At 58.8% G+C, this 11,704-nt stretch carries 11 protein-coding genes; 6 read left to right on the top strand and 5 right to left on the bottom strand.

Annotation, left to right across the window (positions count from 1 at the left end; translation table 11 throughout):
• Positions 1 to 10: 10 nt before the first annotated feature.
• From nuoF to ACI77I_RS13880, 5 genes are all read right to left on the bottom strand, one after another.
• On the bottom strand, positions 11 to 1,366 hold the full coding sequence (nuoF, locus tag ACI77I_RS13900; RefSeq protein ID WP_242150623.1) for an NADH-quinone oxidoreductase subunit NuoF: 1,356 nt from the start codon (positions 1,364 to 1,366) through the stop codon (positions 11 to 13).
• Positions 1,363 to 1,860 carry an NADH-quinone oxidoreductase subunit NuoE gene (gene nuoE, locus ACI77I_RS13895; RefSeq protein ID WP_094950606.1) on the bottom strand — a complete coding sequence of 166 codons (498 nt, stop codon included), beginning with the start codon at positions 1,858 to 1,860 and terminating at the stop codon, positions 1,363 to 1,365. The genes nuoF and nuoE overlap by 4 nt, the downstream gene beginning before the upstream one ends.
• A 2-nt stretch (positions 1,861 to 1,862) precedes the next feature.
• Positions 1,863 to 3,647: an NADH-quinone oxidoreductase subunit C/D gene (nuoC, locus tag ACI77I_RS13890; protein ID WP_094950607.1), complete on the bottom strand. Its 1,785-nt coding sequence runs from the start codon at positions 3,645 to 3,647 to the stop codon at positions 1,863 to 1,865.
• Positions 3,648 to 3,719: 72 nt separating this feature from the next.
• Positions 3,720 to 4,394, bottom strand: a complete 675-nt coding sequence (locus tag ACI77I_RS13885) for an NADH-quinone oxidoreductase subunit B family protein (protein WP_094950608.1) — start codon at positions 4,392 to 4,394, stop codon at positions 3,720 to 3,722.
• Between the two features lie 10 nt (positions 4,395 to 4,404).
• A complete protein-coding gene (locus ACI77I_RS13880) occupies positions 4,405 to 4,818 on the bottom strand; it encodes an NADH-quinone oxidoreductase subunit A (protein WP_003219575.1) in 414 nt (137 codons plus the stop codon).
• A 624-nt stretch (positions 4,819 to 5,442) separates the two neighbouring features.
• Here ACI77I_RS13880 and ACI77I_RS13875 point away from each other — a divergent pair.
• From ACI77I_RS13875 to ACI77I_RS13850, 6 genes are all read left to right on the top strand, one after another.
• A complete protein-coding gene (locus tag ACI77I_RS13875) occupies positions 5,443 to 6,441 on the top strand; it encodes an ATP-grasp domain-containing protein (RefSeq protein WP_263273449.1) in 999 nt (332 codons plus the stop codon).
• 79 nt (positions 6,442 to 6,520) lie between these two features.
• Positions 6,521 to 7,660, top strand: a complete 1,140-nt coding sequence (locus ACI77I_RS13870; RefSeq protein WP_406997788.1) for a trypsin-like peptidase domain-containing protein — start codon at positions 6,521 to 6,523, stop codon at positions 7,658 to 7,660.
• A 69-nt stretch (positions 7,661 to 7,729) separates the two neighbouring features.
• Positions 7,730 to 8,866 (top strand): phosphoribosyltransferase domain-containing protein, encoded by a 1,137-nt coding sequence (locus ACI77I_RS13865; RefSeq protein WP_406997787.1) that lies wholly within the window; start codon positions 7,730 to 7,732, stop codon positions 8,864 to 8,866.
• Positions 8,856 to 9,614, top strand: a complete 759-nt coding sequence (locus tag ACI77I_RS13860) for a trehalose phosphatase (protein WP_406997786.1) — start codon at positions 8,856 to 8,858, stop codon at positions 9,612 to 9,614. Before ACI77I_RS13865 ends, ACI77I_RS13860 begins: the two co-directional genes overlap by 11 nt.
• Complete coding sequence (locus tag ACI77I_RS13855) at positions 9,607 to 10,701, top strand: cysteine protease StiP family protein (RefSeq protein ID WP_094950613.1); 1,095 nt, start codon at positions 9,607 to 9,609, stop codon at positions 10,699 to 10,701. Before ACI77I_RS13860 ends, ACI77I_RS13855 begins: the two co-directional genes overlap by 8 nt.
• On the top strand, positions 10,701 to 11,651 hold the full coding sequence (locus ACI77I_RS13850) for an HpcH/HpaI aldolase/citrate lyase family protein (RefSeq protein ID WP_094950614.1): 951 nt from the start codon (positions 10,701 to 10,703) through the stop codon (positions 11,649 to 11,651). Before ACI77I_RS13855 ends, ACI77I_RS13850 begins: the two co-directional genes overlap by 1 nt.
• The last annotated feature ends 53 nt before the right edge of the window (positions 11,652 to 11,704 follow it).

The raw sequence follows: 11,704 nt of genomic DNA, 5'->3' as shown, positions 1-11,704 counted from the left end.
TTTTAAAGCGTTACGCGCCGACTACGATCGGCCTTGCCAGAGGCGGGACGGCGGCGCTGGTAGGCGCGATGCCGGCTTCGAACTCCGAGCGGAAGTATTTGATTGCGCTGCCCAATGGTTCCACGGCGCCCGGTGCGTGAGCACAGAAAGTCTTGCCTGGGCCGAGGAAACCGACCAGACCCAGCAGGGTCTCAATGTCACCTGGCTGGCCTTCGCCTTTCTCGATCGCCATCAAGAGCTTCACGCTCCAGGGCAAACCGTCACGGCACGGGGTGCAGAAACCGCAGGATTCGCGGGAGAAGAACTGCTCCATGTTGCGCAGCAACGAGACCATGTTCACGGTGTTGTCCACTGCCATCGCCAGGCCAGTCCCCATACGGGTGCCGACTTTGCCGATGCCGCCGGCATACATTTGTGCATCGAGGTGCTCAGGGAGCAGGAAACCGGTGCCGGCACCGCCTGGCTGCCAGGCCTTGAGGGTGTAGCCGTCGCGCATGCCGCCGGCGTAGTCCTCGAACAACTCGCGAGCGGTCACGCCGAACGGCAGTTCCCACAGACCTGGGTTCTTGACCTTGCCGGAGAAGCCCATGAGCTTGGTGCCCATGTCTTCGCTGCCTTCGCGGGCCAACGATTTGTACCAGTCCACGCCGTCGGCGATGATCGCCGGCACGTTGCACAGGGTTTCAACGTTGTTCACGCACGTCGGCTTGCCCCACACGCCCACGGCGGCAGGGAAGGGCGGCTTGGAACGCGGGTTGGCGCGGCGGCCTTCGAGGGAGTTGATCAGTGCGGTTTCTTCACCGCAGATGTAACGCCCGGCGCCGGTGTGCACGAACAGTTCGAAGTCAAAACCGGAACCGAGGATGTTCTTGCCCAACAGGCCGGCGGCCTTGGCTTCTTCCACGGCACGGGTGAGGTGCTTGGCGGCGGTGGTGTATTCGCCACGCAGGAAGATGTAGCCACGGTAGGTTTTCAGCGCGCGGGCGCTGATCAGCATGCCTTCGATCAGCAGATGGGGCAGTTGCTCCATCAGCATGCGGTCTTTCCAGGTGTTCGGCTCCATTTCATCCGCGTTGCACAGCAGGTAGCGGATGTTGATGGATTCGTCTTTGGGCATCAGGCCCCATTTGACGCCGGTGGGGAAGCCGGCGCCGCCGCGACCTTTAAGGCCGGCGTCTTTCACGGTCTGGACGATATCGTCCTGGGCCATGTCGGCGAAGGCTTTACGCGCAGCCGCGTAACCGTTCTTGGCCTGGTACTCGTCGAGCCAAACGGCTTCGCCGTCGTCACGCAGGCGCCAGGTCAGCGGGTGAGTCTCGGCCGAACGCTTGATCAGGTTGGCCGGGCCGAAGGAAGTCAGGGTCATGGGTAGCCCTCGAGCAATTGGGTCACGCCAGCAGGCTGCACGTCACCGAATGTGTCGTCGTCGATCATCAACGCCGGCGCCTTGTCGCAGTTGCCCAGGCAGCACACCGGCAGCAGCGTGAAGCGGCCGTCCGGGGTGGTTTCGCCGAGGCCAATGCCCAGCTTGTTCTGGATCTCGCTGACCACGGACTCGTGGCCGCCGATGTAGCAAACCATGCTGTCGCACACGCGAATGATGTGGCGGCCCACTGGTTGGCGGAAGATCTGGCTGTAGAACGTGGCCACACCTTCAACGTCGCTGGCCGGGATGCCGAGGATCTCGCCGATGGCGTAGAGGGCGCCGTCGGGCACCCAGCCACGTTCCTTCTGGACGATCTTCAGGGCTTCGATCGACGCCGCGCGCGGGTCTTCGTAGTGATGCAACTCGTGCTCGATGGCCGAGCGCTCGGTTTCACTCAGGGTGAAACGGTCTGTTTGGATAAGCGTGCTGTTCATGCTTAGCGGTCCACGTCGGCCATAACGAAATCGATACTACCCAGGTACGCAATCAAGTCCGCGACCATCTCGCCTTTGATCACCGAAGGGATCTGCTGCAAGTGCGGGAAGCTTGGGGTGCGAATCCGGGTGCGGTAGCTCATGGTGCCGCCATCGCTCGTCAGGTAATAACTGTTGATACCCTTGGTCGCTTCGATCATCTGGAAGGATTCGTTGGCCGGCATCACCGGGCCCCACGAAACTTGCAGGAAGTGCGTGATCAGGGTTTCGATGTGCTGCAGCGTGCGTTCTTTAGGCGGCGGCGTGGTCAGCGGGTGATCCGCCTTGTACGGGCCTGCCGGCATGTTGCGCATGCACTGCTCGATGATCTTCAGGCTCTGGCGCATTTCTTCGACGCGCACGATGCAACGGTCGTAGGCATCGCCGTTGGCCGCCAGCGGGACTTCGAATTCGAAGTTCTCGTAGCCGGAGTACGGGCGCGCTTTACGCAGGTCGAAATCGCAACCCGTTGAGCGCAGACCGGCACCGGTGACGCCCCATTCCAGGGCTTCTTTGGTGTTGTACTGCGCGACGCCGATGGTGCGGCCCTTGAGGATGCTGTTGTCCAGGGCGGCTTTCTGGTACTCGTCCAGACGCTTGGGCATCCAGTCGATGAACTCCTTGACCAAGCGTTCCCAGCCATTCGGCAGGTCGTGGGCCACACCGCCGATGCGGTACCAGGCTGGGTGCAAGCGGAAACCGGTAACGGCTTCGATGACCTTGTAGGCGCGCTGACGGTCGGTGAAGGTGAAGAACACCGGGGTCATGGCGCCGACGTCCTGGATGTAAGTACCCAGGAACAGCAGGTGGCTGGTGATCCGGAAGAACTCGGCCATCATGATGCGGATGGTGTCGACGCGGTCTGGCACCTTGATGCCGGCCAGCTTCTCGACCGAGAGCACGTACGGCAGGTTGTTCATCACGCCGCCGAGGTAGTCGATACGGTCGGTGTACGGGATGAAGCTGTGCCACGACTGGCGCTCGGCCATCTTCTCGGCACCACGGTGGTGGTAGCCGATGTCCGGCACGCAGTCGACGATTTCTTCGCCGTCCAGTTGCAGGATGATACGGAAGGCACCGTGAGCCGAAGGGTGGTTCGGGCCCAAGTTGAGGAACATGTAGTCCTCGTTGGTGCCGGAGCGCTTCATGCCCCAGTCTTCCGGGCGGAAGCGTGCTGCTTCTTCTTCAAGCTGTTGCTTGGCCAGGGTCAGGCTGAAGGGATCGAATTCGGTGGCGCGCGCAGGGTAGTCCTTGCGCAGCGGGTGACCTTCCCAGGTCGGCGGCATCATGATGCGCGTCAGGTGCGGGTGGCCGGGGAAGTCGATGCCGAACATGTCCCAGACTTCACGCTCGTACCAGCTGGCGTTCGGCCAGATACCGGTGACGGTCGGTACGCTCAGGTCGCTCTCGGACAGGGCGACCTTGATCATCACGTCGCTGTTACGCTCGATCGACAGCAGGTGATAGAACACGGTGAAATCGGCGCCGCTCGGCAGCCCTTGGCGCTTGGTGCGCAGACGCTCGTCCACGCCATGCAGGTCATAGAGCATGACGTACGGCTTGGGCAGGTTGCGCAGGAAGCTCAGGACTTCGACGAGCTTGGCACGCGCCACCCACAGCACCGGCATACCGGTGCGCGTGGCCTGGGCGGTGAAGGCGTCAGGGCCAAAACGGTTATTGAGTTCGACAACCACATCCTGGTCGTCTGCCTTATAAGGCGGGATGCGTCGAGCACTGCCTGTAGTCATGGTTTTTTATCGCTTTCGGTCAACGTAAAGAATGAAGCCAGGTTTTCGTTCTATTTAAGAAGCGGTGCTGGATCAGACTTCGTCGGGGCTGCGCAGGTTGGTGACTGCGATTCGCTGTTCGCGGCGCGCATCCTTTTGCGAAGGCATCTCGGCGCGGTACACGCCTTGATCGCCGACGACCCAGGAAAGTGGGCGACGCTCCTTGCCAATCGATTCCTGCAACAGCATCAAGCCTTGCAGAAAAGCTTCAGGGCGGGGCGGGCAGCCAGGCACGTAGACGTCCACGGGCAGGAACTTGTCCACCCCTTGAACGACGGAGTAGATGTCGTACATGCCACCGGAGTTGGCGCACGAACCCATGGAGATGACCCACTTTGGCTCGAGCATTTGCTCGTAGAGACGCTGAATGATCGGCGCCATCTTGATAAAGCAGGTTCCGGCGATAACCATGAAATCCGCCTGGCGCGGTGATGCCCGGATAACTTCGGCGCCAAAGCGCGCGATGTCGTGGGGCGCCGTGAAGGCGGTGGTCATTTCCACGTAGCAGCAAGAAAGACCGAAGTTGTACGGCCACAGGGAGTTCTTACGTCCCCAGTTGACCGCGCCACTCAGCACGTCTTCCAGCTTGCCCATGTAGATGTTTTTGTGGACTTGATCTTCTAACGGATCGGAAACGGTTTCCCGTTCGCCGATAGGGTACTGATCGTTAGGAGCATCCGGGTCGATCCTGGTGAGATTGTATTGCATCGCCAAAGCCTCATTGTTTCAGCTTCGCTTGCCGCTTGCGACGAGCTTCCGGAGCCCAATCAAGGGCGCCCACTCGAAATAGGTAGACAAGGCCTGCCAACAGAATTGCTATGAAAACGAGGGCTTCGACGAATCCGGTCCAGCCGCTTTCGCGGACGGACACAGACCAGGCAAAGAGAAAGAGGGCTTCGATATCGAAGATCACGAACAGCATCGCGACCAGATAGAATTTGGCTGAGAGCCGCAAGCGGGCGCCACCTGTAGGCAGCATGCCGGACTCGAACGGTTCATTTTTGCTGCGGCCCCAGGCTTTTGACCCGAGGAGGCTGGAGACACCGAGCATGAAGGCACAAAGGCCGACAACACCGAGGAGGAAAATGGCAAAGCCCCAGTTGTGGGCCATGAGTCCTGTCGCTTCGGTCATGCTGGAAATCCTTAACAGAGAGCAAAGGTCTCTGAGCTCGAAAAAGTAACGATGCAGTGACGATATGTCGCACTGCAATCAATCGCGGTGATTTTATGGCTAAACACCGGGCAAGTAAAATTTCGATAGCGAAATTATTCGATGGAATAAGGACATAGTGCACCTCTTTGGGGCTGTAGCCCTTATGGGACGGGGATTAGCGGGCATTTAATCAATTCTGTTTTGTTTAATGAGTAACGAAGTTTTCATCCGCCAAATGATAATGAATATTGTTTGCGCGGGATTTAAGCGAATGCTTCTCGTGTAGCGGGGGAAGTTGCCGTTACTTGCTTGAGTACCGCTAGTTGCTTGAAGGGACCTTTTAACCGATTTGATCCGAGCACATACCGCTCTGGATCAATGTTTTGCGCAAATCGTCTTGGTTCACAGGATCATCAGGGGCGAGTCCCTTTCGCCGCAGCGATGAGCGCGCGACGCTGCATGGGGTGGAGGCATATCGCGAAACAGGATTTAAGTAGCCTTTTGCCTGATGTTCTTTATTGTGTCGGAAAAATTACATGGCGTTGGGAGCTTTTGCCCAACGAGTGCGGCGATTTTCGCCGATGTTCATTTAGGAGCTTACACGTGATCTGGTTTCTTGAAGGTCAATCCAGCCAGCGCGACATTATTATCGGTGCGCGTGAGGCATTACCGGCGAGTGTCAGGGTTTTTGCCTCCCACCGCCAGGATCGACCTGAGATCACAGGGCAGGCCGACGTTGGCTTTCAAGAGCCACAGGATAACCAGGCGCGTATTGACTGGGTGATCGAGACGGCACTTGAGCAGCGTATAGAAGTCATCCTTGCGGGGCGTATTGGCAGCCAGTATGAAGCGGCACGGGGCCGATTCGAGGCTGCAGGTTTGCGCCTGGTCACCGGCGGTATGTCCATGGACACCTTTGACAAGGTGGACGATAAAAGCCTGTTCATCGCCGAGGCTGAACGGGCGGGGCTTGCTTGCACCCCCGCGATAACGGTCACCAATGCCCAGGAGCTGGCTGCGGCTTACGAGGTGTTGTCGGCTCAGGGAGAGGTTTGCATCAAGCCTGTGGTCGGGATCTACGGCCAGGGGTTCTGGCGGTTCAAGTCGGATGTCGACCCGTTCCGCTGTTTGCAAAATCCGGACGCGCGGGAAGTCGATTTCGACACCTACCTGAAGATCTACATGTCGGGCGCAGAGCATGCGCCTATGCTGGTCATGCCCTACTTGGCCGGCAGCGAGTGTTCGGTCGACATGGTGTGCGAGGCGGGTAGGCCCGTGGCATTTGTGGGTAGAAGGAAGCAGGGCGTTCACCAGACATTCGAGCGCGAATCAGCGGCCGTGGAGTTGGCCCTCAAGGCTGCGGCGCATTTCAAGTGCGATGGTTTGGTGAATGTGCAGACGCGGGACGACGACTTGGGCGTTCCCTATTTGTTGGAGATCAATCCGCGCTATTCCGGCGGTATCGGCTATACCCGCGCGACCGGGGTAAATCTGGCCGGAATATTCGCCACTCGTCGGTTGGGCCTTCCAGAACCGCCCAGCCGATGGGTCGGGGGCGTACGCGTGAAGCCCATCACGGTTGCCGTGATAGCGTCTTCTTGATGTCACAGCGCCAGACAAAGAGTGAATTATTGTGTCTGTATTGACATAATTGCCGCCACGTCGATCAGGGAAGGTTAGGATGAAGGCGCTTACGCCCGGAGCAAACACCGCTATTTCAGGTGTAAAGACTGCATGGACACTCGACTCCGGTAACGCCACCGCTTTCGGTGAGTACGCTGCCGTGGCGTTGCTCCCAGTCACCGAGAAGCGCCTGCCAACGGGCGATCCCGCGCTGTTTCAAATCACCCAGAAGTGGATGGAGTGGAGCGGCAAGCAAGCCTTGATTGGTTGCTCCCTTGATTTGTCTGCGTTGCCTGGTGGCAGTGAAGCGGTGTTGCTGGTCGTTTACACCTTTGCGGCAGCAGGCCCTGTCAGTGAACTCAAAGAGTTGCGTCTTCAAGTCGACAATGAGGTGGAGTTGCACCTGGATTTGCGTAACAACGGCGAGTCGGCCATTGTCATCGGCGAATTTTATAAGCGTAACGATCAGTGGAAGTTCCGCGCGCTCGCAGAAGGTTCCGCCTATGGCCTCGCCGCGATGGGGCGGCGCATGGGCATTAACATTGATGACGCACACCCCAATCGCCGCCCTTATTCCGGCGACTCTCCAAGAAACCGTGGTTCTGCCACTGGCACCGGCTTTGCCGTTTCACCCAACCACGTAATGACATGTGCCCATGTGATTGAGGACATGCAGGAACTGCACATTTCTTCTTTTGCAGGCCGTTATCGCGCTGAAGTGGTCCTGGTCGATCAACGTAACGATATCGCGCTGTTGCGGATTCAGGACTGCCCGACATTATCGCCCGTGCTTTTCAAGGACGGCGCGGGTTGTGCGTTGGGCGAGTCAGTGATTGCCCTGGGCTTCCCAATGGCGGGCCTGGCGGGAGGCGGTGTGCATGTGACTCAGGGAGGCGTGTCGAGTTTGTTCGGGTTGCACAACGATGCCAGTTTGCTGCAGTTCACCGCGGCGATTCAGCCTGGGTCCAGTGGCAGCCCGCTGTTTGATACCAGTGGCGGGGTCATCGCGATGGTGACGTCGACCCTGCCGGACGCGCAAAACATGAACTTTGCCGTCAAGGCAGGCCTGCTCCTAGCCTTTCTGGATGCCTGCCAGGTGTCGCCTTCCAAATCCCCAACGGGCCGAATGTATTCGACTTCGGAAATGGCCCGTGAAGCTCAATCCTCGCTCTGGCGAATCGAAGCCAGAAACCCGTAGAGGCACCCGGCTTTAAGAAATAGTGAGGGGCATTGCACTCACTACACGCCTCTTTTAGGAATGTCGTACATGGAATCCGCAGTAGTAAAAACATCGACACGCCGACTCAGCGCGCAGCTCAAGCGCGGGTTGATGGAGGTTGATATAGACCAATGCGCCTTCGAACCCGAATCGCTCTTTGGATTCGCTGAACGACGCAATCCAAAGCGCGCGTTCCTGTTTGTGTCGCGGGTGTTGGGCAAGCATATTCCTGTGCGTCCATCGACCATGCAGGCCAGTTACGCAAGCCTTGCCGCCAGGATTCCCGCAGATTTACCTGGGCCGGTGCTGGTGATCGGCATGGCCGAGACCGCCGTGGGCCTTGGCGCCGGCGTGCACCGTGTATATAGCAAGACTCGCCAGGACACGGTCTATCTAGTGAGCACCCGGCATCCGGTGGGCACTGAGATGTTTGCCCGTTTCGAAGAGGAACACAGCCACGCCAGTGCACATCTGATTCATCAGCCAACCGATCCTGCTATTCGGGAAATGATGCACCAGGCGCGTTCCTTGGTGCTGGTGGACGATGAGGCCTCAACCGGCAAGACGTTCATCAATCTGTACCGCGCGCTGATAGAGGCCGGGCTGAGCAAGGTCGAGCGGGTGGTGACGTGCGTGCTGACCGACTGGTCCCAAGGGGCTGTGCGTAACGCCCTCGGCGAGACGGCCGATGAGGTGTCGTTGCTTCAGGGCACGTACCGCTTTCTTGAAGATGTGAGCGCGCCGTTGCCGCACATGCCCGATGTCGGGGCGGTGGCGGTGGGCGACTGGCCAATTGATCCGCGCAATGATTGGGGACGTTTGGGCGTGTGTCATGTGGATGACACGCTTGCACCGGATATTCAGGCCAAACCGGGCGAGCGGATTCTCGTCGTGGGCACCGGGGAATTCGTGTGGCGTCCGTTTCTGTTGGCCGAACGCCTTGAGCAGGCGGGGGCTGACGTTCATTTCAGCTCCACCACGCGTTCGCCGATTGCCTTGGGGCATGAGATCGGGCACGCGTTGTCGTTCTCCGACAACTATGGCCTGGGCATCCCCAATTTTCTTTACAACGTGCGGCCAGGCCAATTCGACCGGGTGTTGATCTGTAGCGAAACACCTGCACAGGCGGTTCCCCAATCGTTAATAGATGCATTGAACGCAGAGGTCATCGTCGATGAGCAGTAAACGTCCCCTGATACTCATCGACCTTGATGACACCTTGTTCCAGACGGCACGCAAGATGCCCGAAGGCTGTGCCCGGCACACGGCGACGCTGGATATTGATGGACGGCCCAACGGTTACATGAGTGCGGTGCAGAAAACCTTTGTCGAGTGGCTGCTGGAATCGGCCGACGTAGTTCCGGTCACCGCGCGCAGCGTCGAGGCTTACAGCCGCGTGCAATTGCCCTTTGTCGCGGGGGCGGTGTGCTCCCACGGTGGAGTGATTCTTCAGCCCGACGGGGCGTTGGACCAGGATTGGCATAGGCAGATGACTGAGCTGCTCGCAGCCTATCAAAACCGTTTGCCTGCGCTCAGCGCAGCAACCTTGGCGATCGGCCAGGAAATGGGCTTTTCCCTGCGCGGCTGGGTGGTCGAAGAACAAGGCCTGCTCAACTATGTCGTGACCAAACACAACGAGTCCGACGACTCGGTGCTGCAAAAGGTGCTGGCAGAAGTTCAGGCTCGCGGCCTTCTGGAAGACATGCACATTCACGGCAACGGCAACAACCTTGCGTTCCTGCCCAATGGTCTGGCCAAGCGCCATGCGGTCCAGGAATTGCTGCGTCGAGACCAGGCCGTTAACGGTGAGCGCCCGGTGTTGGGATTTGGCGACAGCGTGACCGACCTGGGTTTTATGAACGAGTGCAATTTCTGGGCGACGCCGGCCAATAGCCAACTCGCAAAGGTCGTGGAGGCAATGATTCATGCGTGATGCCTTCGCCCATTTGGTAACCGTCGGTAGTGGCAGCTACCAGACCGATGATGTGCTTTTCCTATTGCAGCCCGTCGAAATCGAAGTGACGGATGTTCTTGAGAAAGAGCGCCTGATTCAGACAAAACAAAAGCATTACTCGGAGATGATCAGCCAGGAGTCGGCACCCACCGAGGTTCACAAGCAGCTGTACCAGCGGGCCATGCAGCAGAACGCGGCCAGGATGGCCCGCGACGTTCAGTCCTTGGCCCTTGCCCTGGACCACACCTGTAACGGTCCATCGATTGCACTCGTATCTTTCGTTCGGGCGGGCCTTCCGCTGGGTGTACTGCTGCGTCGCGCGCTCCTCGACGTCGGGCGTGATGCCCATCATTACGGCATCAGTATCGTACGTGACCGTGGCATCGACATGGTTGCCTTGGATGCTGTGATTGCTGCGCACGGCGCCGAAAACATTGTGTTTGTGGATGGCTGGACCGGAAAGGGCGCAATCTCCGGCGAGATCCAGCGCAGCCTCAAGGGCGATGCGCGTTTCCCTGAGCAGCCACGCCTTGTGGTGCTGGCCGATCCGTGTGGCTGCGCCTGGCTGGCTGCTTCCGCCGAAGATTGGGTGATTCCATCGGGCATCTTGGGCGCCACGGTTTCCGGGCTGGTCTCGCGCTCCATCTGGCCCGCCGAGGGTGGGCTGCATGGGTGCGTGGTTTACGAGCACCTGCACGAGCACGATGTGACCTGCGACTTTGTTGACCAGATCGACGCCGTGCGCCGGGCATTGCCTGTAGTCGCGCCAGCCTCACCATGGACGCTAGCGCAGCGCACCGAGTTGCAGTCTGCGGCGCAGGAGGTGATTGAGGTGATTGCCGAGCGTTTTGGCATTACCAATTTGAACCGCGTAAAGCCCGGTATCGCCGAGGCTACCCGTGCAGTATTACGCCGTGTGCCGGACCAGGTGCTGGTGCGTGATCGCAGCGACCCGGACGTCCAGTTGCTGATGCACCTGACTGAGCGGGCCGGTGTGACGGTGGAAGAGGTGGGTGCAGCCCTTGGCCCCTACCGTGCAGTGACCGTCATCCGGAGTTTGAGTTGATGAAAAAAATATCGCCTTACGCACTCGGTGCCACGCTCTACATGCCGGCCACCCGGGAGGACATTCTGGAGGTGGTATTTCGCAAGAAGTTGCCTCAACTGCGGTCTATGGTGGTGTGTCTTGAGGACGCGGTTGCCGAAATCGATGTCGACACCGCTTTGCGTAATCTCCATCGGTTGTTGAGTGCCATTGACCAGCAGGGCGGTCGGTCGGAAGACGGGCCGATGCTGTTTGTGCGCCCGCGGGATTGGCAGATGGCTGCGGTGCTGAACGATTGGCCGCTGATGGCTCATGTCGATGGTTTTGTCGTGCCCAAGTTGAGCCTGTCCAACTTGCGTGCGTGGGAGTCGGCGGTAACCAATCCGCAGATCTTGCTGATGCCGACCCTTGAAACCCGCGAAGTCTTTAATCCACAGGCAATGGTCGAGCTGGGTACGGCGCTCAACGAAACGCTATTTCAACGCATCATCGCGCTGCGCATCGGCGGCAATGACTTGCTGGGTTGCCTGGGGTTGAGGCGTAACCCGGGTATGACGCTGTACGACACACCCATGGGCTATGTGATTCCGATGTTGGCCGGGGTTATGGGCTCGCAAGGGTTTGCCTTGACTGCGCCGGTGTTCGAGCAACTGGCGACACCGCATCTGCTGCTGGAAGAACTGGGCCTTGATATTGCTCATGGTCTGGTAGGTAAAACCGCTATTCACCCAAGCCAGATCGACACTATTCAGGACAGTCTGGGTGTTAGCCTTGAAGATTTAAATTGTGCCAAATTAATGCTGAATGATATCGCGCCTGCTGTTTTCAAACACAATGATGCGATGTGCGAACCAGCGACTCATTTTAAATGGGCAACCAATATCCTCGAACGTGCCAAATGGCATGGCGTAAGGCATACCGAGACCAGCCACACCGATCAACCGATCCGTCTCGCTGAGGCCGGCCGATGACTCAAGACATGCCTGCTTTTTAGCCTGAAAGCACTGACCGCCTACATGGCTGA

It is taken from the genome of Pseudomonas sp. D47 (assembly GCF_045447305.1).
In the GTDB taxonomy this organism is placed as follows: Bacteria; Pseudomonadota; Gammaproteobacteria; order Pseudomonadales; family Pseudomonadaceae; genus Aquipseudomonas.
This window is presented reverse-complemented; position numbering and strand designations above follow the sequence as displayed.